The organism is Pseudoalteromonas sp. MBR-15 (assembly GCF_053628915.1).
The window spans coordinates 47,903-70,142 of sequence record NZ_JBRJHH010000001.1; the positions used below are offsets into that span (position 1 = coordinate 47,903).

General features: G+C 38.7%; 19 protein-coding genes. 13 read left to right on the forward strand and 6 right to left on the reverse strand.

All coding sequences use genetic code 11. The annotated features are described in order from the left end of the window. Window positions 1–54: 54 nt before the first annotated feature. The 9 genes from nagA (at window position 55) to ACSSVW_RS00225 (ending at window position 13,780) form a co-directional block, all read left to right on the forward strand. Window positions 55–1,185 (forward strand): N-acetylglucosamine-6-phosphate deacetylase, encoded by a 1,131-nt coding sequence (gene nagA / locus ACSSVW_RS00185; protein WP_454178588.1) that lies wholly within the window; start codon window positions 55–57, stop codon window positions 1,183–1,185. A gap of 12 nt (window positions 1,186–1,197) precedes the next feature. After that, on the forward strand, window positions 1,198–2,118 hold the full coding sequence (locus ACSSVW_RS00190; protein WP_454178589.1) for a dihydrodipicolinate synthase family protein: 921 nt from the start codon (window positions 1,198–1,200) through the stop codon (window positions 2,116–2,118). Window positions 2,119–2,132: 14 nt separating this feature from the next. Continuing rightward, window positions 2,133–3,665: a sialate O-acetylesterase gene (locus ACSSVW_RS00195; RefSeq protein ID WP_454178590.1), complete on the forward strand. Its 1,533-nt coding sequence runs from the start codon at window positions 2,133–2,135 to the stop codon at window positions 3,663–3,665. Between the two features lie 344 nt (window positions 3,666–4,009). After that, window positions 4,010–4,417, forward strand: coding sequence for a CRISPR-associated ring nuclease (locus tag ACSSVW_RS00200; RefSeq protein ID WP_454178591.1), 408 nt, complete (start codon window positions 4,010–4,012; stop codon window positions 4,415–4,417). Window positions 4,418–4,503: 86 nt separating this feature from the next. Further along, complete coding sequence (locus tag ACSSVW_RS00205; RefSeq protein ID WP_454178592.1) at window positions 4,504–7,200, forward strand: AAA family ATPase; 2,697 nt, start codon at window positions 4,504–4,506, stop codon at window positions 7,198–7,200. A 10-nt stretch (window positions 7,201–7,210) separates the two neighbouring features. Beyond that, complete coding sequence (locus ACSSVW_RS00210; RefSeq protein ID WP_454178593.1) at window positions 7,211–8,497, forward strand: McrC family protein; 1,287 nt, start codon at window positions 7,211–7,213, stop codon at window positions 8,495–8,497. Between the two features lie 548 nt (window positions 8,498–9,045). Continuing rightward, window positions 9,046–11,562 (forward strand): hypothetical protein, encoded by a 2,517-nt coding sequence (locus ACSSVW_RS00215; RefSeq protein ID WP_454178594.1) that lies wholly within the window; start codon window positions 9,046–9,048, stop codon window positions 11,560–11,562. A gap of 79 nt (window positions 11,563–11,641) precedes the next feature. Further along, window positions 11,642–12,616 carry a helix-turn-helix transcriptional regulator gene (locus ACSSVW_RS00220; protein WP_454178595.1) on the forward strand — a complete coding sequence of 325 codons (975 nt, stop codon included), beginning with the start codon at window positions 11,642–11,644 and terminating at the stop codon, window positions 12,614–12,616. A 63-nt stretch (window positions 12,617–12,679) separates the two neighbouring features. Beyond that, complete coding sequence (locus ACSSVW_RS00225; protein ID WP_454178596.1) at window positions 12,680–13,780, forward strand: cell division protein FtsZ; 1,101 nt, start codon at window positions 12,680–12,682, stop codon at window positions 13,778–13,780. A 71-nt stretch (window positions 13,781–13,851) separates the two neighbouring features. On the opposite strand, the gene ACSSVW_RS00230 is transcribed toward ACSSVW_RS00225, so the two are convergent. Continuing rightward, window positions 13,852–14,214, reverse strand: a complete 363-nt coding sequence (locus ACSSVW_RS00230) for a hypothetical protein (protein ID WP_454178597.1) — start codon at window positions 14,212–14,214, stop codon at window positions 13,852–13,854. A 381-nt stretch (window positions 14,215–14,595) separates the two neighbouring features. Between ACSSVW_RS00230 and ACSSVW_RS00235 the strand changes: the two genes are divergently transcribed. After that, window positions 14,596–14,850, forward strand: a complete 255-nt coding sequence (locus ACSSVW_RS00235; protein ID WP_421420121.1) for a YfhL family 4Fe-4S dicluster ferredoxin — start codon at window positions 14,596–14,598, stop codon at window positions 14,848–14,850. Between the two features lie 64 nt (window positions 14,851–14,914). On the opposite strand, the gene ACSSVW_RS00240 is transcribed toward ACSSVW_RS00235, so the two are convergent. Both ACSSVW_RS00240 and ACSSVW_RS00245 read right to left on the reverse strand, forming a co-directional pair. Next, window positions 14,915–15,166, reverse strand: coding sequence for a TIGR03643 family protein (locus ACSSVW_RS00240; RefSeq protein WP_036972356.1), 252 nt, complete (start codon window positions 15,164–15,166; stop codon window positions 14,915–14,917). Between the two features lie 45 nt (window positions 15,167–15,211). Then, the gene (locus tag ACSSVW_RS00245) at window positions 15,212–16,096 is read right to left on the reverse strand and encodes a LysR substrate-binding domain-containing protein (protein ID WP_454178598.1); all 885 of its coding nucleotides are present in this window, start codon (window positions 16,094–16,096) and stop codon (window positions 15,212–15,214) included. A 102-nt stretch (window positions 16,097–16,198) separates the two neighbouring features. Between ACSSVW_RS00245 and ACSSVW_RS00250 the strand changes: the two genes are divergently transcribed. The 3 genes from ACSSVW_RS00250 to ACSSVW_RS00260 all read left to right on the forward strand — a co-directional run bounded on the left by ACSSVW_RS00250 (window position 16,199) and on the right by ACSSVW_RS00260 (window position 18,629). Further along, window positions 16,199–16,828 (forward strand): NAD(P)-dependent oxidoreductase, encoded by a 630-nt coding sequence (locus ACSSVW_RS00250; protein WP_118845147.1) that lies wholly within the window; start codon window positions 16,199–16,201, stop codon window positions 16,826–16,828. Between the two features lie 62 nt (window positions 16,829–16,890). After that, complete coding sequence (locus tag ACSSVW_RS00255) at window positions 16,891–17,913, forward strand: Kelch repeat-containing protein (protein ID WP_454178599.1); 1,023 nt, start codon at window positions 16,891–16,893, stop codon at window positions 17,911–17,913. Beyond that, a complete protein-coding gene (locus ACSSVW_RS00260; RefSeq protein ID WP_454178600.1) occupies window positions 17,910–18,629 on the forward strand; it encodes an SIR2 family NAD-dependent protein deacylase in 720 nt (239 codons plus the stop codon). Before ACSSVW_RS00255 ends, ACSSVW_RS00260 begins: the two co-directional genes overlap by 4 nt. Window positions 18,630–18,669: 40 nt before the next feature. Here the strand turns inward: ACSSVW_RS00260 and ACSSVW_RS00265 are convergent, their stop codons facing one another. The 3 genes from ACSSVW_RS00265 to ACSSVW_RS00275 all read right to left on the reverse strand — a co-directional run bounded on the left by ACSSVW_RS00265 (window position 18,670) and on the right by ACSSVW_RS00275 (window position 22,236). Continuing rightward, window positions 18,670–20,265 carry a carboxylesterase/lipase family protein gene (locus tag ACSSVW_RS00265; protein ID WP_454178601.1) on the reverse strand — a complete coding sequence of 532 codons (1,596 nt, stop codon included), beginning with the start codon at window positions 20,263–20,265 and terminating at the stop codon, window positions 18,670–18,672. A gap of 179 nt (window positions 20,266–20,444) precedes the next feature. After that, window positions 20,445–21,440, reverse strand: a complete 996-nt coding sequence (locus ACSSVW_RS00270; protein WP_074988705.1) for a DUF4382 domain-containing protein — start codon at window positions 21,438–21,440, stop codon at window positions 20,445–20,447. A 280-nt stretch (window positions 21,441–21,720) separates the two neighbouring features. Next, window positions 21,721–22,236, reverse strand: a complete 516-nt coding sequence (locus tag ACSSVW_RS00275; protein WP_180311718.1) for a GNAT family N-acetyltransferase — start codon at window positions 22,234–22,236, stop codon at window positions 21,721–21,723. Window positions 22,237–22,240 lie beyond the last annotated feature (4 nt).

A 22,240-nucleotide genomic window follows, 5' to 3' on the forward strand; every position in this document is an offset into this window, starting at 1 on the left:
CTTGCTCAGTTCAGATGTGGGCGGTATGCCCACATTACAAATAATGGAAGACCGATGATTTTTAAACCTACTCAACTTTTTGATGGTGTGCAATTTCATGATGATAAAGCAATAAGGGTTGTTAATGGCAAAGTCGCAGAAATAGTTACTTACTACCATGAGCCTTGTATTGAGCTAGATGGTGTCATGGTACCGGGCTTTATTGACACTCAAGTTAATGGCGGTGGCGGTGCATTATTTAACCATGAAACAACGTTAGAGACCCTACAAAAAATGGTTAAAGCGCATGCAATGTTTGGCACAACAAGCCTATTGCCAACTTTGATCACAAGTGACATTGCAAAATTGCAAGAGGCTGCTGAAATTGTCAGTAAAGCTATTAAGCAAGAAATACCAGGTATCGCAGGTGTTCACTTTGAAGGCCCTCATTTAAGCATCTTTAAAAAGGGTATCCACAATAGTCAACACATTCGCAAGATCACAGAAGATGAGCTGAAGATATATTGTCGCAATGACTTAGGGAAAGTAATGGTAACTGTGGCTCCAGAATCAATTTCACCGGCCCAAATTAGTTATCTTGTCGAACATGAGGTCATTGTGTGCCTTGGTCACTCAAATGCTGAATATGAAGATGTTGTTAAATGTATCGAAGCAGGAGCTATTGGCTTCACACATTTATTCAATGCAATGTCGCAGCTAGCTTCACGAGATCCAAATATGGTCGGGGCGGCACTTAGTGATGACCGATGCTGGACTGGAATTATTTTAGATGGTCATCATGTTCACCCTGCAGTCGCGAAAGTCGCTTACAGAGCAAAGCCGAAGGGAAAACTAATTTTAGTCACAGATGCTATGTCGACTATCGGAAGTCAGCAGCAGGCCTTTCACTTTGATGGTCATCAAATTTCATTAGCACAAGACAAGCTTGTAAGTCATACAGGCCAATTAGCTGGTTCAGCATTAGACATGATTAGCGCTGTGAATAATAGCCGAAAAATGCTGAACACGTCTTTTGCTGAATCAATAAACATGGCAAGCCGTTACCCTGCACAACTCCTAGGATTAGCGACATCTATTGGACAAATAGCTGTTGGTGCTGATGCTAATTTTGTGTTGCTCGGGCAAGAAAGTAACGGTGAATATCACGTCAAAAATACCTGGATCCAGGGTGAACAGTTTTATTAATAAGGAAACAAAATGCAAAAAATTAATGGGTTAATCAATGCGCCATTCACAGCGTTTAACGACGATGGCAGTATCAACCTGTCAGTTATCCCTCGATATATTGAAATGTTGGTAAATCATGGAGTATCAGGTGTTTTTGTTAATGGCTCATCAGGCGAGGGGCATTTATTAACTGATGAAGAACGCATGGATTGTGCTCAAGCGTGGGTAAATGCCGCGCCTGAGAATTTTAAAGTTATCGTTCATGTTGGTAGTAATAGTGTTCGTACTAGCCAAAAACTTGCTATGCATGCAGCTGAAATTGGCGCGTATGCAACGAGTGTGATGGGGCCACTTTTTCCAAAGATCAATCGTGTTGAAGAGTTAGCAGCATACTGTGAGCAAATCGCTTCAGTAACCCCTGAACTGCCATTTTACTATTACCATATTCCGGCCTTTACCGGTGTAAACATCTCTATGCTTGCTTTATTAAAAGCTGTAGATAATAGAATTCTTAATTTTGCAGGTATTAAATATACTTTCGAAAGCTTATACGAGTATACACAGTGCAGACGCTATGAAGATGGCAAGTACGATATGCTTCATGGACAAGATGAAACACTGCTTCCTTCACTAGCCTTTGGTGGAGCAACTGGTTGTATAGGTGGCACATTTAACTATGCCGCTGACTTATATACAGGTATAAGGAAAGCGTTTGCTGAGGGTGACTTGGAAAAAGCACAACAGCTTCAATATCAGTCACTTGATTTAATTGATGTTATTGCAAAGTTTAGAGGCAATATCGTTGCTGGGAAACAAATTATGAAAGTAATAGGTTTAGATTTAGGTGGTAACCGTACTCCATTCCAAAACCTTTCTGATGATGAGTTTAAAGCAATGTCAGCCGAGCTTGAGGCGATTAACTTTAAATCATTTGCTAATAAAGTAAGTTAATACAGAGGCTTGGTGTGACTAAATTTAAAGTGATTTTGTATTTAAGTTTAATTATTAGCTCTATTACATCCGGGTTTTGTTTGGAAATGCCGAGTGTATTTAGTGACCATATGATTTTACAGCAAAAAAAATCCATACCTATTTGGGGCAAGGCTGAACCAGAGCAGGTTATTGAAGTTAGTTATGCCAAGCAATTGAAAACGACTAAAGCGAATGAGTATGGAGACTGGCAAGTATTACTTGATGCCATGGACGGTGGTTACGAGGCAAGTGATTTGACTATTACTACATCTAATAGTCATAAGGTCTTTAAAGATGTACTCATTGGCGAAGTATGGTTGGCAGCAGGACAATCAAACATGCGCTTTGAAGTTAGTAAAACTGTTGGTGCAGATAGTGAGTTAGCTAAATCGAGTAATAATGTGATTCGCTTGCTGGATTATTATAACGATGACTTTTACCCTGATGAGGTTGTTTTTTCTGTCGATAAATTAGCCAAACTCAATGAATCTAATTATTTAAAAACAGATGGTTGGAAACTGAGTTCGCAACAAAGCAATGCTACTTTTTCGGCTGTTGCTTTCTATTTTGCAGCTAAATTACAAAAAGAGTTAGATGTCCCCGTGGGTATTATAAATATATCCGTCGGCGGTACGATGACTGAAAACTTTATTAGTAAACAAACATTAGCCTCTATCCCTGAATTGGCACCTTTAGCTAACGACTGGATAAAGAGTATTATGCCATGGTGCAGAGACCGAGCACTCTATAATTTATCTTCATGGACAGAGCAGTTTCCTTTAAAAAAATTAGCGCATCATCCTTATGAACCTGGCTTTATTTTTGATTCAAGTGTTAAACCTCTTTCACCTTTTCAGATGAAAGGAGTTATTTGGTATCAAGGTGAATCGAATGCACCGATGACTGAAAAGCAAAAGCTTGAACCTTACTTTTCAAAAGATTTAAACAAACTAAAACTAAAAACACTGATTAAAGAATGGCGCCAAACCTGGGATGAACCTTCATTACCGTTTTATATAGTTCAATTACCTGGACTTAACCGCCCGTGGGCTGAGTACAGACAACTACAAAGCGAAGTCGCAAATGAACTATCGAATGTTTCTTTAGTTGTTAGTTATGATCAAGGTGAGGCCGAAGATGTTCATCCTAGGAAAAAGCACCCTTTAGCTGAAAGGATTGCAAGATCAATACTCTACAATATTTACGGAAACATAAATCAATATGTAGATGCGGCAATTGATAAGGTCAGCTTTAGATACACACAAGTTGTGATCAGATTCACAGATACAATAATGATAAATAAGTCGGTTGCAGCCAATGCCATTGGAATTGAGGTAGGGGACCAGCAAGGAAATTTTCACAGTGCGCAAACTAGGCTTATCGGTAACTTATTAGTCGCTTGGAGTGAGAGTGTTAGTAACCCCGCTGCTGTTAGATATGCGTGGTTTGATGACCCAAAAGATAAGGCCAACTTAGTTACAAAGCTAAGTGATCCTATTGCACCATTTATGTACTCCAAACAATAAATGTAGCCCCTTAATCGCTTATTCTAAATTCACTTCGAGCCGCACGTTGCCGGCTCACTACTCAATGCCTGAGTAGTCAGAGTTCACTCTGATAATACGAGTGAGGGAATTGTATGCAAATATACTTTTCTATTTTGGTAATGCAAAGCGTATTGCCAACGATAATGTAAGGCGTGGCTTGAGGGCAATGAAGGAGTAGCGTGCTACTCTTTTTTTAAATTTAGGTATTCAGAGAAGTTCGCAAAACATTTATCGTCAATAAGTCATAAAAATAGCATTCGTCTCATACTTTTTGATTTTATTTAATATTCAGATATTATTCAGTTTCATCAAAAGGAAATTGAATGAAACACATATTACTCATCATCACAGGGGCTAGCCCTCAAGTACTTACCGAAACCTTGTTTGCTATCTATAAGCAAGGCAAAGGTCTGCCAAACGAAATATATGTAATCAGGACTCAAAGTGCCAAACCTTTGTTGGTAGATGGGTTATTCAACCAAGGCCATTTTCAACAGTTATTAGCAGACTACAAATTACCAGAGATTGAGTTTTCTGAGAAAAATATTTGGCTTATTGAAGATCACAACGGTCAACCTGTTTTTGATGCCAGTACTGAGGTTAATAAAATCAGAGGCATGATGCACCGTAGAGGAAAAGTGATTACAACTGAGTTTGGGGGCATCAGCACCTATAAAAATGCACCAAAACACGAAGGTTGGTCAGCAGTTACTCCTCTAGATTATCCATAAGAGCAAGAGAACTAGCAAACTTAAACAAAGGACATTGTTTCATGAATTATAACTATTACCAAAAGCTAATTAACAGAGAGGTTTGAGTGTCATCTTATTTATTAAGTTGGAATCCTAAAAACTTTTTGTCAGGTGGAGAAGGCTCAGACCAAGGAACTTTAGACTACCAAAAAGATGAAATTGTTCGGTGGTCTTGCCACAGTAAACAAGTGTTAGAAGGTGATAATGTTTATCTAATAAAGCTAGGCAAAGGCACACGAGGCATTATCGCAAAGGGTGTCGTTACAAAAGCCAGTTATATAGATAAGTGTTGGAAAGACTTAACCAAAGAGCGTGCTTATATTGATTTTCGAGTTGAGGGTATAAGACATGATTGTAATGAAGGACTGGTCCCTCAAGTGCTGCTTCTAAAAGCCTGCCCCGAACAGCAATGGAGTCCACAGAGTTCTGGCATACTAATAAAACCTGAATATGAAGAAACAGTTAATAATCTTTGGCTACAGGGAGAGAGTGAGCATAGCTTAGCAATATTGTTTAAGTGGTTAAGTGCTTATGTTTTTAAAGAAGAAGGCTGGTATCAAAACTATAAAGCAACTTGTAGTTTAAAAAACAATATTACATTAGCCAAGTTGGTCACTGACGATTTACTACACAGTATGTGGCTTAAAAAAAGCAATGGTATTGCGAGCGTTGGTAATGGTTTTATGTACCAAAGAGAGATAGATGATAATAAAGCATTTCTTCAGAAACTTACATTAGAGATTTTGACTAAGCCAACAATAGCCACTTTTGATCAAGCATTTGATGATTGGAAAAGTCAGGAAGGTTTTTCAAGAATATTGTATTCGGTATTACATCGAGTATTTTCATTAGCTGATCCTGAACATTTAACTAACGTGGTGGGTAAGAAACATCTAAATGAGATAATCAAAGGATTAAATTTACATTTTGAACTAGACATACCCCAAAATAAGCATTGGTTTGAAGATAATTGTTCTTTAATAAATGCAGTTACTCCCTTCATAGAACCAGACACTGACGCATACAAACGTAATATTTTGATATGGCATACACATCAAATTTTTAACCAAAAAAATGAAGTTCACCCTTCCTCGCAAGTTATTGAAGTAAATGGAAAAGGAGCGGATCAAATTATGGGAAATCTAAGCAAGAATCAATCTCCCCTTAACCAAATTTTGTACGGCCCACCAGGAACTGGTAAAACTTACCATGCTATTGAAGCGTCAGTTAATGCTGCCAACCCAAACTTTGTTTGGCACACAAGAGGTGAATTAAGACTAGAATACGAGCGATTAGTGAAAGCACAACGAATTCGTCTTGTAACATTCCACCAAAGTTATGGTTATGAAGAGTTTGTTGAAGGGCTTAGCGCTAAAACTGAAAATGAGCAGCTAAGCTACTATGAAAAAGACGGTATATTTAAAGAAATATGTAACGATGCTAATAAACAAGTTGAATTAGATACACATAGCTTAATTGATCCTGATGGGAATGTTTGGAAAATATCAATAGAAAGTACAAACAAAAACCCAGCAAAAACTTATTGTTATGAAAATGATATCGCAGTCATAGGTTGGAGTGATACTGGTGACTTAAGTACGGGTGTGCGTAATGATTATTTTAATGGACTTGGTTCTAACAATCAGAACTCATTGACTTCATTTACTCAAGAAGCTGATGTTGGTGATTTAATTCTTTGTATAAATAGTAAATCTTCAATTGAAGCGATTGGTGTTATAACCGGAGATTACTTTTTTAATGAAAGAGGAGTGCCAACAAGGCCTGATTTTTGCCACCAAATTCCGGTGAAATGGTTAGCTAAAGATCTTTCGGTTGATTTAAAAAGCTTAAATGATAGTAAGAACTTCCACATCCCAACTTTTTGTTTACTTTCCAGGTTTAATGTAAATAACACATTATCATATTTACTAGAGCAGGGTATCAACGTAGAAACTGCACATAGAGTGAAACAAGCCGATAATTACGTTTTAATCATTGATGAAATTAACCGAGGAAATATTTCAAAGATCTTCGGTGAGTTGATCACTTTAATCGAGCCATCTAAACGTTTAGGAAACGATGAAGCCCTTGAAGTGAGGTTGCCATACTCTGGTGATAAATTTTCAGTACCAGAAAACCTTTATATCATTGGTACTATGAACACAGCTGACCGCTCATTAGCCATGATGGACACGGCACTGCGCCGCCGTTTTGATTTTGTTGAAATGATGCCTCAACCTGAGCTGTTTAAAGATAAAGTAGTTAAGGGTATTAACCTTGAGTTGTTACTTATATCAATGAATAAACGCATTGAAGTGTTATATGACCGAGAGCATACACTTGGGCATGCCTTTTTTATTCCTGTTTTAGATGCTTTGAATAGTGACGACGATGCTCAAAATAAAGCCTTTAGTGAGCTTAAAAATATCTTCAAAAACAAAATTATTCCGCTAATGGAAGAGTATTTTTTTGAAGATTGGAACAAAATTCGTTTAGTGTTAGGTGATAACCGCAAAGACAACATTGGGTTAAAACAATATATTTTTGTGGAATCTAAAAGCGAAAACTATAAAGATATTTTTGGTGAAAATCATGGTCTAGAAACTTATGAAGACCAAAAAACAACCTTTACCTTGAGTGATTTTGATGATCAAGAATCAGCTTGGAATAACCCCATAGCTTATCAAGCTATTTATGATCACAAGGTGATCACAAAACCTACACAAAGCATTGCAGGTGATACTCTTAGGGGAGTAGTTTGAGTGATTAGTAATGCATACAATTAAACATCAAATTACTGTATTTGAGTTTGGCTATTTAGGTTTTGGCGAAAGTGCTAGTCAATCTGAAAAAATTAAAGTCATACCCAAAAAATCATATTTGTATTTGCGTGGATTATGTTTATGTGATGACTCAGAAAGTCGATTTATGCGCTTGGGGCAAGTTGATAACTGTGAAGTATTACAAGTTAAAAACTATGCTGGTGTGATTTTCACACCCGATGGAACTCAAATAGAGGTATTGCCTAAAGTAGCTAAAAATAGTGATGAAAGCACCTCGCGTGCGTCATTACTAATGATGCTTAAATCACTCAAGCAGTTTAGGCACTTACAAACTAATAACGCTAATTTAGCTGAAAATAAAATACCTTTACTAGAGGTTTTTATAAGCCAGTTTTTAGCTTCTGTAAATACCTTAATAAAGCGCGGGCTTAAAAGTGACTATGTACTAAAAGAAGATAACGTTACCTTTTTAAAAGGTAAGCTTTTGGTAGGTAAGCAAGTTAAGCATAACTTTATCAATAAACATAAGTTTTATGTTGAGTACGAAGAGTATTTACAAGATAGACCTGTTAATCGATTAATACACACCGCACTTGTGAAGGTGAAAGGTTATAGCCGCTGTGCTAATAATCAAAAATTACTGCAAGAGTTATTATTCGCTTTCGCAGAGATTCCATTAAGTAATAGTGTTAAAAATGACTTTGCTAGCGTTAAGTTAGATAGAGGGATGAAGTATTACGAAGCTCCACTGGCGTGGACAAAGTTAATTATTGATGGTTATTCCCCGTTAACTTTGCAGGGAAAAAGTAATGCATTTTCGTTGTTGTTTCCAATGGAAGCGGTGTTTGAAAGCTTTGTTGCTCAGTATTTAAAAAAGCATATAACCGGTATTGGCGAGCTGTCTGCGCAGGTTAGCTCTAAATCGTTAGTTGATTACGATAGTATACCTTACTTTTTACTAAAACCCGATTTATACATATCACGTAAAGGGGATAGTGACATTGTTTTGGATACTAAATGGAAGGTAATAAACGAACAAAATTCAGCGCTAAGAGACAAGTTTGGTCTCTCTCAAGCTGACTTTTACCAGATGCTTGGCTATGGCCATACTTACTTAAAGGGTAAAGGCTTTCTAGTGCTTATTTACCCAAAAACGGAAGTGTTTACTAGCGCGTTCCCGCACAGTTTTAATTATGAAGGTGGCACGTTAAAGCTCTGGGTTGTTCCTTTTGATATTAATCCCAAAAGTGAAAACCGTATAGAGTTACCGTTTTGAGCGTTAAAAAGTATACAGTCATTTTACGTGTAAAAATTTAAGGTTAAGTTTTATGTTGATTGATAAAAATAGAATTAAAAACGGAGTTGTTGAAGAATATAAAAAGTCAGGAATTGATTAAAGCTAGGGCTTAGTGCATCTAGCCGTTCTTACGTTAAGTGCATTAGACACTTTAGGGAAGTTTGAAGAGTTATACGGCAATTTGTTTATGATCAAGTGTGGGAAAGAAAGGCCTGCTCTAAACTCGCATGAGTTTAGGTATTTGATTGAAGAAATAAATGAGTACTATGTAATAGTAATGGAATTTCCTCAGAACTTAAAAAGGGAATTATCTTTTGAGTTTTAATATGATATGTAGGATTTGGTTTGTTGGTTTGTTGGTTTGTTGGTTTGTTGGTTTGTTGGTTTGTTTTCAAGAATATTTTCGAAACACTATTAAGCGATATACCTTTTTTGGTGCGTAAAGGCTAAGTTAATAACTGATAATTTTTGGCTGTTACTTTGAAAGGTTATAAATATAAATTTTTTAACAAGGATGGAATAAACTCATGCCTAATTACATTTACCCAGAAGCAATTGAAGCTTATGCAGCATCTAAGTTTAAAAAGCTACCAGCGGACTACCGAGACTTAATCGTTTCTAAAACAGTTAAATATGCAAAAGCAAATGACTCTTTTGCTATCCAGTCCCAAATAAGTAAAGATCATTTACCAGACTGGGCGAATTCACTATTGAGTAAAGGTGAAGAGGTCCATCGCTTTAAACCAAATGAGCAACTAGAAAAAGACCTACATAAAATTACAAAGTTTATCAATGAACTCGTTGAAATTAGTAAAAAGAAAACTAAGGGCGATTTACATGCAAAAGCACTAAAAAACATGCGTTCCATTGAACACTCCCATTTTAAAGGCTTATTAAATCTTGCTGAAGATTGGTTTAGAAATATTGACCGCAAGGTGTTTTTAGAAAATACAAACGAAGCAAAGAAAGACTTGGACCTAGGGGATTACTTCTGGTCACCTGCAAGCCAAACTTCAGAAATAGAACGTTGGGGCCAGCGATTGGGAGGAAATTGCTTAGCAGATGGCCATTACCATGATGAGCTTGAAAATGGTGAAGTTGAAATTTGGGGGCTGTTTTCTCGTTCTGAAAATTTACTAGCTGTAGCTGCTTTTATGGATAATCAGTTAGCGGATTTTGAGAGCAGAGGTAAAGATGGCGATGAACGATTAGAAAATGCAGCTCAATATAGAGAACAGTTACTTGAGCTTATTAAGTTCAATAATTACAGCGCCACATCCGAAGATGCTACCGAGGTTTTGGAAATACACGGCCAAACAGATATAAAAATATATAACGACGATAGTCCGGCTTATGCCATGTTCGATGAAAAAGAACAGACACTGTTAATATATTCTAAATTACTTAAATGTATCATCCCCTTTCAGTTAGGCTCTATTTGTGAGCAAACATCACCTTCACTTCAGTTTGATATTGAATATGAACTAAATAGAGATGTTTCCCCTGAGGTAATAGATGAAATTTGCGTAGCGTTAATTCAAGCTTACGATAACAAAATCACGCCAGAGTGGTTTGATCTTAGCCAATTACAAGAGTTTTCAAGCAGTGGTTTATATTGGAAAGACCCAACAGCAAATAAATTTTCTACAGATTGTAACTTTGTATTTTCTGAGTTAGACGGTGAGCTATGGTATCAGTACTCTAAATGGGGGGTAAAAAAATTAATCAGTCATGACCTAGATGGCTCACACGTTGTCGATAATAGAAATAGATTTGCTCAAAGATTTGCAAGTAAAGAACAACGAAATAGAGAACTTAAATTTATTTGCAAACATATTGATGCGTTTCCTGATCTCATGCACAGTCAAACCGGAAATGTACACCTTACCCCTACTATCTCTAACGGAAAAGTTCTAAAACCAAAGCAAGGGTGGAAACTAATTGATGAATCAGAAGATCAACGAATTAAAGTATACGAAAGGGTCGTAGATGATTACTTTGAGACATTACAGACTAAACAAGTAATTTGCTCATATAACAGTAAACTCAAAGCTGGCTGCTTAGTAAGGCAGCTATCAGCAAGAAAGCATGACGTTAAAATTCAAGCGCCAGGTAATAGCCCTGAAGCATACGAATTTATGATGCAAAACATCCCTTGGAATAGCTATTCTGATGAGTACTCAGAGCATAGCATTCGACATAAAGACAATCACGTTAATGATAGTTTTTTAAATAAAAACGGTAATGGAATTATTCCTGATGAAAATGTTTTAGGAACTCCATATAAATATAAGGCTTACAAAAATAAAGCTTTAATTTTTGATGAAAACAACCTTCTTCAATTAGTTTTTTTATTGAAGGGTGACGTTATTACTCACGTTTACGAATTAAGAAAGAGCAAAAAATTAGCCAAAGACTTTTTTAAAATTATTGAAGTTCTTCATTATCAATTAGCAGACAGTATTAAAGAATTAAGAGTGTTGGGAATTAAAAATAATGTAGATGAATTAATTCAAACCATTAGATACGAAAGTAATACAATAGAAATTGTTAGATTTGATGACACGCTAGAAATAAACTACCAAAGTGAAGACGACGATGTTTGCCAAGTTGTTATTGATACTGATGAAATTTCTGTTTTCGGAAGTATTGCTTCGAAAGAGCAATATGATGATATGAGGCAGGCTTTATTATTTACCTTAAATTTAAAGCCATTAACTTTTTCTCATTGTAGCTTGAGCACATACGAAATTTTAGTGTTTTTTGGCATTACGCTTTGCTCAATAACAAACGAGTTTTTCCTTGAGGACCTTAATGAAGATGATACCCCACCAGAGGGGTGGATAATCAATCAAAACGGTATATCGAATAGATTATTTGATGAAGAGCAAAGCTTATTCTATAAAGATGGGCAATTTAATGTGAACTACCACAACATAGATTTGTTTACTAAAAATCAGCAGGCTATTAAAGAGCTTTTAAGTTGGTTTGAAAGCCGTATTGAACCATTAGAAGAGCACTTTGATTTAGTATTTAATGAATAATATTTTTAAAACTAGGTTGAGATATTTTTATAAAAACTCCGAAGATGATGAAATATAATTACATAATTAGTGTTTTACCATGAGCTCACAACGCCATTTAACAATTCTAGAGCTTTTGCCTTCACAGCCAAGCTCCATCTCTATAACCCAGTTAAAACATAAGCTTTTTGATAGCGGCATTAAGCTCTCTACTCGTATGCTACAACGCGATCTTCAATCACTTTACGATCAAGGCTGTTTTGGCCTTGAAAAAGACACGCGAACAAAGCCTTATGGTTGGTCTATTAATAAGGAATGGCGTGGAAATTCGACAGTGATGAGCACAGAGCTTGCTCAGCATTATTTATTGCTTGAGCAGTTACTGCCGCAAAATATTCCTGTAGATATTAAACAATCAATTCATGCAAAAGCAGATGTTGCGTTACAGCGTTTAAATGGCCATAAGCCCGAGTGGTTGAATCAAGAACATGGTTCTTCAATAAAGGTAAATCTTGACAGCAAGGTTGTTAAACAAATCGAACATGCAATAAAACATAAGCGCGTTGTTAGTGCTGAAATTTATCGCGTTTTATATGAGCAGGCACACTGGCTGGCCTTTTCTGAACTTAGTTTTTATGGACTTGAGGAAGATAATGGTATTTTAATGGCGCAGTTTATGGTGGGTGAGCTTCACGATAAATGCTATCAAACGCCAGTTTACCGCATCCGCAATGTACACATTTTGCAAAAAACACGGCGTGAACCAAATCTAGAGCAGTTAAGCTCATTACGATTGGCAATTAATAAAGGTAAACGCCAAGAGCCAATTAACTTGGTCATCAAAGTGCCTACTCAATCGGCTATTAATCAAGGGTTTATAGAGCTTGGAGAGCTAATCGAAAAGCAGCAATTAGACGCACAAACCTCCTTACTCACTTTTAAAGTAGATGATACTCAACAATTAATTGATGAATTGTTTAAATTAGCTCATTGGTTAGAGGTCATCGAGCCTGTGGTTATTCGTAACAGAGTCATTAATAAAATAAAGGCTGCCGCTAATATTTATAATCAGTAAGTTTAGGTGCGTCAAATATTGACGCACCCTATTGCTATGCTCTTTAAAAAATAAGGAGCTGCAATGTTTGAATTAGTTGAGAATTTAGATGGCTTGTCTATTGGCGTGTTTGGTATTGGCGGCTGTGGCTGTAACACAGTTAATACCATTTTTAATGAGGTTCAAAACCCACAAACGAAGTTTTATAACGTTAATACCGATAAGGTTGTATTAGAACACTCTCAAAGTGATGACTTTGTGTTGATAGGTGCAGAGCTTACAAACGGCTATGGTGCTGGTGCAGACCCAGCAATAGGGCTACTCGCCGCACAAGAAAGTGAAGAGCAATTATTAACGCTTATTAATAACTGCGACATACTTTTATGCGCAACAGGCTTAGGTGGAGGCACAGGTACAGGCGCAAGCCCATATATAGCTAAGTTAGCCAAAGATCTAAATAAGCCCGTAATCTGTATTGCCACTTTACCCTTTACCAGTGAGGGGGACTTTAGGCGAAAAGTAGCCGAGCAAGGGCTTGATGAATTAAAGCAATATGCTAATGCTGTAGTTACTTTGCCAAATGATCAACTTATTGAAGTGCTAGGCAATGACATAGGCTTATTTGATGCCTTTAAACACAGCAATCAAATTTTACATTCTTTAATTACGTCTCTTATTGATATGTTGTGTTATCAGGGATTAATTAACGTAGATCTGCGAGACTTTCAAAGAGTAATGGATGCACAAGGCGATGCCGTCTTGGGGGTAGGTAAATGCGCCGATGAAAGCGATTTACAAACAGCCCTTACGCAAGCCCTGAGTAATCCGTTGGTTAGTAGTGTTGATATGAGTACAAGCACAGGTGTTATTGTACAAATTAATTGTGTCGATGAGATCTCATTAGGCAGTTACAACACCATTATGGATACAGTACGCCAACAAGTGAGTCCGAATGCGGTGGTTATTTGCGGTGCTTCCAAAATAACTAGTCTTGCTAATAATTTTGAAATATTAGTGATTGCTACAGGTGCAAAAAGTAAGCTTATTAAATCTAATTTATGGGAAGAAACACCACCTCAAGCCGAACCAGAAAAAGCACCTAAACGTGTTGTATCTACTAAAAATGATATTTTTGATATTCCAGCATTTATACGTAGCCAATCTCCCGCACCTTCAGGTAAATAAATAGCTTTGTAAAGTTTAAGCGCTTATACACTGTGTATCAGCGCTCAGGTATAGGTAGTATTTAACTTTTACTAAATGCTAGCAAAGCAATGGTAATGAGGATCTGTAAAGAACTTGATGTTTGTATGCGCCAAAAAAAATTTAACTTTTATCTCATTTACTATGTGCTTTTTAAACAAGCTTTTGTCTAAATATACGTATGAGGTTTTTTGATCAACATTAAAAACAACTCGGCCTCTGGGAAAGTTGTAGTAGTCACTGTTGAATAGTGTTAACCCAAACAATTGGTAAATATTATTCTCCTCCCATTCGACTTGGTGTTGCAGTGGGCTATCGATAAAACCAAGTTGACCTGCCTTTAAGTCGATAGCATTTTGAGCTTTATAGACTAATGTGTTTTCAACGAACCAAAAAATACCAACTTTGCTATTCATATAGGACTCCTAAATTTATATCTCCCGACATTACTCGGTTAATTCCAATTTAGAACCCTTCCTCATAGCCACATTTCTGCGAAAAATTTGTTTTTTATGTGGAGTTTGCTAACAACGCTGGTAGGGATAAGCTAATTCTAAATATTATAAAACAGCTCACTAATCTCCTTACACAATTTGTGCTCAGTAGATAGTTGCTAACTACAGTTAATCATTCAATCTTGAATGATTAGAGAGTGATGCGGGTGTAGAGCTTGATCTAGATCAAAGAATGTTTGCTCATTGCAAACTATATTACGCGGCTGCAATTTTTGTTACGTTTTGAAATTTTCGGTGAAGGTTTTAAAAGCGGAACTTCTTTATCTTCCTGTAAGGTTTGTCATGGCATTACTCATCAATAACAAATGTATTAACTGCGATATGTGTGATCCAGAATGTCCGAACGAAGCTATTTACATGGGCGCAAAGATTTATCAAATTGATCCTAATAAATGCACTGAGTGTGTCGGGCATTATGATAACCCGACCTGTGTTAGTGTGTGTCCTATTGATTGTATTAAGCCTGATCCAAATCATCGCGAGTCACTCGATGAGCTTGCTGAAAAATATGTACGGCTAACAACTGAGGCAACATAGCTAAGTCTGTTTGGCGTTTTTTAACAACGAATCGCCTTCGTACTAAACCGATATGTATACAGGTTTACCTGTGCTTATATTGGGTCTTACAGTAACCTCTTGAGATATCGGGGTGGCGAAGTTTTAAATGTTTGGTTTGCCTGCCTGTTGCGCGTTTTCGCCAGAGTCTAAAGCTTGAGTTTGTTAGCTGCTGGCGCATTAAAGCGATCACGCTTTTTTCATTTAAGCCAAATTGTTGCTTTATTGCTTCGAACGGGGTTCTGTCTTCCCACGCCATTTCAATGATGCGTGATATTTCGTGGTCTAAGTGCTGCATTACGACTCCTTTTTGCTAGTTGTACGTGCCTGCAGCGCATTTAGATTACAAAATATCGTGATGCCACTGCTCTGCTAAAAAGTCGATAAAGGCTCGCACTACATTTTGTTGAAAATTTCGCGATAAATACACTGCCCATATATGTGAACCAACGGTTGTATACTCTGGCAGCACTTTTATAAGTTCACCGGATAACAAATGATCATTCGCTAAATCGCAGGGTAAGTGAGCAATCCCCATTCCTTGTTTAGCTGCTTTGAGTAATACGCCCATATCATTGGCGACTATGTTGCCCTTAACGGTGACCTTTTGTGTATTACCGTTACGTTGAAACTGCCACACGCTGTGTTTTTTATGGACAAGGCAATTATGCGTGGCTAAGTCATTGGGGTCGTTTATTGTATTGTGCTGTGCTAAATACGCCTTCGATGCGCATACCGCTGTTGCTATATACATAAGCTTGCGAGCAATTAACCCTTCATCAGGCTGGTGGATATAGCGCAGGGCAATATCTACGCGGTCATCAACAAGCTGCGATAGACTATCGGACAGTAATAACTCAAACCGAGTTTGTGGATGGCGCTTGGTAAATGCTTCAATGGCCTCAAACAGTTTATGTTGCCCAAGACCAATGGGAGATGCGAGTCGAATTGTACCGACTAATTCATTGTTATGACTGTGAGCACGGCTTTGTAAGTCAGACACTTGATTTAATATTTGCTGGCAATAGCTTAGCGCTTCTTCGCCTTGAATAGTTAAACTGACTTTACGCGTTGTTCGATGAAACAATCTTAAATTAAGCCACTTTTCAATATCTTGAATATGTCTTGATACTTGTAGTCGGCTTAAACCTAAGTGTTCAGCGGCCTGTGTAAAACTCCCTGTGCGCGCCACTTCGACAAAGCTTGTAATTGAATTGAGTTTATCCATTGGTATCTTAATATGAAACAATGTGTATCTATGTAGTGTATTTATCAGTAAATGGTGAACAAGTAAACTGCTGTTAATGAAACAAACAACGGAGTATTCCTCATGAAATTAGCAGTATTAGGCGCATCAGGCTGGATTGGTAGCCACATTACTTCAGAAGCATTAACACGCGGTCACCAAGTTAATGTGTTAGTAAGAGACGCAGGTAAAGTAACCCAAGATAATGTCACGATAACTGAATTTGATTTAACAAAAGACGATATAGCAAACGCCGCAGCAGGCAGCGATGCAGTAATTGTGGCTATTGGTGGTCGTGCTCTTGGTAATCATGAGATTGTGGCTAACAGTGCTCAACAATTACTGAGTGCATTGGCTGGCACTGGCATACGTATTTTATGGGTAGGGGGCGCCGGTAGTTTAGAGGTTGCACCGGGTGTCACGTTGATTTCTAGCCCTGATTTTCCAGCTGAATATAAAGATGAAGCACGTGCACAAGGTGAAGCGCTTGAGGTGTTTAGAGCATCAACCGCAGATACACCTTGGACCTTTGTATCCCCTGCTGCGGTAATTTATCCTGGTGATTCAGAGGGCCCTTATCGTGTAGGAGGCGACAGCTTCTTTACTGACTCAAACGGCGAAAGCAAAATATCAGTAACCGATTACGCTAAAGCCATGCTTGATGAAGCGCAATCTGCAGCACATTTAAATCAACGTATTAGTATTGCTTACTAGGCCTTTCCTCGGGCTCATAAAATGGTATTCTTAACGTCTGTTTTTAGTCGTTTATTCATCTTATGAGCCTGCTATTTTCTATTGCACTTGCAACAATTCCAGCCTTACCAGAACCGGTAGCCAATAATGCGGTTGCTAAAGTAGTTATTCATGAACAAGCTTACTTTTTAAGTTTTATGGGACTAGGTAAGGGTAAAGCACATCATGATATTCATAATAAAGTATGGGTACTTAAAGTTGGTGATGATTCTTGGCACGCAGCTAAAGGGGTACCGAGTACTCAACCTTTAGTGGGGCGTTTAGCCAGTACCGCAGTGGGGGTTGGTGAGCATGCTTATGTATTTGGTGGCTATACGGTAAGCCATGATCATCAAGAGGTATCGACCCCAGATGTGTATCGTTATGATGTGATTACTAATTCATACACCTCACTTACCAGCATGCCAGTGCCGGTAGATGACAGTGTCGCTTTGGCATATAAACAACGTTATATTTATTTAGTCAGTGGTTGGCATAACGATGGTAACGTAAACTTAGTGCAAGTTTACGATATTAAAACGGATACATGGCAACAGGCTTCACCATTTTTAGGGAAACCGGTGTTTGGTCAAGCGGCTGCCATTAGCGGCAATACTATGTTGGTTTGTGATGGCGTAGAAACCAAAGCGAATGCTGATAAACGTCGCTCGTTTGCTGCGGTTCCACAGTGCCTAAAAGGAACCATTGATGCTGATAACCCCTTAAAAATTGATTGGCGAACGATTCCTCATCCCACTGGCGTGGCACATTATCGCATGGCAGCAACCAGCTTTAATGGCGATATATATATGATGGGTGGTTCAGCGAATCCCTATAATTACAATGGCATGGGTTACGATGGTAAACCAGCCCCTGCAAGCGATCATGTGTGGCGTTTTGATGTCGACAGCAATGATTGGCACGCGATGCCAAAGGCAAATACCGCCAGTATGGATCACCGCGGATTATTAGAACATCAAGGCAGTTTGTATCGCATTGGGGGCATGAACAATAACCAGCAAGTAACACCCGATGCGCTTGGCTACAAGGTACAGTTATCATTATGAATACACTCTATATCACAGGCGCAGGGGTGAGTGCCGCAAGCGGGATCCCAACTTTTCGTGGCGAAGATGGATTTTGGACCATTGGCAGCAAAAACTACACGCCGATGGAAATGGCAACACGTGCGATGTATCAAAACAACCCACGCGAATTTTTAGCGTGGTACTACCATCGCTTTGCAACGTACCGACATCATGGTCCGAACGAAGTTCATCATTGGTTGAGCGATAAAAATCTTATAACACAAAACATTGATGGCCTTGATGGAAAGGCGGGTAACACCGATTACATTGCGATTCACGGTCGTTTAGATCAAATGACGGTCTTTCACAATCAAGGTGATGAAGTGATGGCCTTCAACGCTCCATGGGATAAAGTAAACGAAGATAACTTACACCATTCATTACTTGAGGTGTTCAACATTAGTAATGAAAGTCCTATTGTTAATCAATCGCTTAAGCCGTATGTGTTGTTATTCGATGAGTATTACACCGAACTTTATCGTATTTCTGAGGCGCAGCAACGTATGCTCGATGCTAATAAAATTGTATTTATAGGCACCTCGTTTAGTGTCAATATTACGCAAATGGCACTTGATATTGCACGAAGTCAGGGAACGCCTATCGAAGTGGTAGACCCAGAACCCACGCATGTGTTTCATCCTAATGTGACCTACAAAAAAATGACGGCACTTGAGTACGTACAGCAGCAAGGTTAAAAGCTAACGAGGCGCTTATATTACGCGCCTCGTCTATTGATTATTGTTGTTCTGCTTTTGCTTCGGTGATGTTTAACCGAGCTTGTAATGGGTCAGGTAAAAACTCTGCGGTACCTGTTTTATTCATTTGCAGTAAAAATGGCTCATCATGTTTAAACGCAGACCACTTCGGGAGTCCCGGGCCATTTGGCGTGCCTAATTTAATAAAGTTAGTAACATAACGGTGCATAATTTTAGCCGCTTGCTTGTCTTGTTCGGTGGTAACATGACCGTATTTTGCTTGCACCGTATTAAAGAAATACGGAATTTCGCTGGCATGCTCTGCTCCTGGTTTATCTAAAGTTTGCGCTACATAGCCAAAGCGGTATAAATAAGCCTGCTTGCCCATATCTGAAATGCGTTTAGCAACAAATCGAGCAGGTTCTTGCATTTGTGCATCTTGACCAATCTGATAATTAAGCACGGGCAGTGGAGTGTCGCCATTGGCGTCGTATGTCATTCTTGCCTGTGTGTTGTGCCCAGCAAAGCTGTCGAATAAAGCGTCTTTTGAAGCAAATCCTGCAAACCCTAAATCCCTGTCTGTAGTGCCAACCATGGCTGGTATGTGGCTAAATGTCCCTTTTCTTAAACGCGTTTCGGTTGATGCACTAATAATGGTGCCATCAATAATGGGGCCACCAACATAGTTTGGTACGTCGGTATTTTGTTGGTGTAGCGTGCTTAAGTTGAGGTCATCGATAATATCTTCGGCAGATAACTCACGAAGCGCAGCCAGCGCGTTTTCATCGCTGCCTAAAATTGTATGCTGCTTAGCAAAGTTTTCACCGATTTGTTCTGCGCTTAACACCGTGTCGTCATTACTGTGTAAAGGCCGTTGTTTAAATAGGTCTCGGCCACCAGCAGACATAATAATTGCTTGCTGAAATAAATTATTAGCAGCCGGCGTTTGCATCATCGCATGCACTGATGCACCACCTGCAGATTCACCCATTAATGTCACCTTTGATGCATCGCCACCAAATTGAGCGATATTTTTTTTCACCCATTCAAGCGCTGCAATTTGGTCCATTAATGCGTAGTTACCCAGTGCATCATTTTCAAATCGTGTGAGGGCAGGGTGCGCAAAAAAGCCGAATCGACCTAAACGATAATTAAAGCTGACAAAAATAACACCTTGTTTAGCAAAGCTTTCGCCAGAGTATACTGCTGGTGAAGCCCCACCGTTTACAAAGCCGCCACCATGGATCCAAACTACAACAGGGTAAGGGCTATCACTGTGCTTGGCGGGTTTAAACACATTCAAATACAAACAGTCTTCTGATGGCGTGGTTGCTAATGGCGCAGCATCACCAGCAAATGGTTTTTGCATGCAATCGGGGGCATAATTTTCCAATACCTTGACACCTTGCCATTTAGTAACCGGTTGAGGGGCTCGCCAGCGTAAGTTTCCCACAGGGGGCGCTGCATAGGGAATGCCTTTATAGGCAATAACTCGCCCTTGCTGTTGTCCTTGAATAAGGCCGCCACTCACTGCTACATGGTCGGATTGTGGTTGGTCTTGGCAGCCTTGTAGAAACAGGGCTGAGCCTAACATAAGAGAGGAATAGAAAATCGATTTTAAAATACGCGATGTCATAACATAGCCCAGACTGTTTTGGTAAGGCTTATAATATTAACATATTCAAATAGTCACAACGAGAAAACCAGCACAGCAACAAGGGAAAGACTATGCTGGTTTAGTCTTTGGCTGTTTCATATGATAAAGAATAGAAAAGCCCGCGCAAAGCGGGCTTTTAAGTGGGGTATTAACCTTTATTACTCAGGTAATGTGAATGACACTGTTAGGTCTTCACCCGATGTAACGGTAACAGGTTTAATTTGATGAAGCGTAAATGCTTGGTCTTCTGCCTCTGCATCATCGATGTGTGCAGCGCATGTGTAAGCAAGTTGGTAATCACCAGGTTGAATGAACGCAAGTTCGAACTCGTATTGATTATCTTCACTATCAAAAACCACATTAGCCGTTGCGAGTGGTGCATCAGCCGGTGTTTCGTTCTCATTTACTTCGTAGTTGTCCATTGGTGTTTCTACGTCACTGCTATACAGGTAAACAGCGTGGCCAAACGAGCCATCTTCAGCAGCAATAGCAATATTATCGGTTTCGCAGTTAGCAATTAATACGTCGCTTACTGTGCCTTCAATATCTTGCGATTCAGCCAAGTTCTCTAAACGAACACCACGAGGCTTAAGCACAATTTCAGAACTATTTTGCGGGTCAACTAATGATTTTTTAAGGTCAAATTCAATAACAAATTCGTTACCAGCTTGATTAAGCGTGAAGCCATCAAGTTGAATTTCACCCACACCGTCGTTGCCTTTACGTTTAACGATTAATGGTTCAATGCTGTCATCTTCATACACAACATGTGATGTCATTGTTAAGTCGTTTGTATCACCATTGATAACATCAGCACGGATCCACTGATACTCGCCTGCAGGCACTTCTTCATCTTCTAAAAGAGCGAAAACATCGTCGCCTGTGTAGTCAAGTAAGTTGACCATTTCAGGTTTTGTTTCATCATCGTCTTCACGCGTTTCAAAAGTGAATTCTTCACCGCCTTGCGTTCTCAGTGTGATTGAATCAAATACCACATTGACAGCTTTTAAGCCTGTTACTGGCGCATCAGATACACCCAGAGTGAATTTAGCCATTTGCGGCTGAGCTATGTTGTCATTTTTGTCGTTGTCTGAGCCACAACCAACGAGAGCAAGTAAGATAGCGCTGCTAAGCATTGTTGATTTAAAGTTCATGATTCATTCCTTTAGTGTGTTATGTGTATGCTAGGAAGTATAAGTAACGAAAACTTAATAGAACTTGAATTGTTATTAACTCGTTGCGTTTATCAAAAAAGCAGAATGAAATATGCAGCTATCTTACATATAAAGTATATTAATTTAACAACTTATAATAACTTTTCTGCTTTCGCTGAATTTAGAGTGTGCGGTTTTTTACTATTATTGAAAAAAGGTGAACATTCTCACCCAGAACAATAATGAAAAATTATGTCATCAGTGATTGAATTCGGCCCCATCAACGAGAGCCGATTTGCTTATAGAAATACACTGTTGCATCAAACGTACCCGCGGAACTTTTTGCAAAACCTGGGATTGAGCCCGCTTCAATGTAGTTAAGCTTACGATATAGAGTGGATGCGATATCCCCCATACGGGTATCAAGTACTAATAAACTAATCCCCATTGCGTTAGCGTCGGTTTCTAGGGTGTTCATTAATTGTTTTGCAATGCCTTGGCCTTGATAGTCGGTGTGCACCATCAGTTTTTCTACTTCACCTCGGTGCATTCCGTTTGCTTTTGAACACAAAGATAATTGAACAGAGCCAATCACTTGCTCACCTTCCATAGCTAAATAAAGGCGTCGATATGGCGTGGCTAAGTCAGTATTAACGCCTTGCCAATAGTCATGAGCTGCGTGTAATGATAACGGTGCAATAAACCCGATGGATGCACCACTTTCTACACTATTAATGAGCAGGGTATTTAACGAACTGGCGACCCCTTTTATTGAATGTACTGCTTTAATTTTCATGACG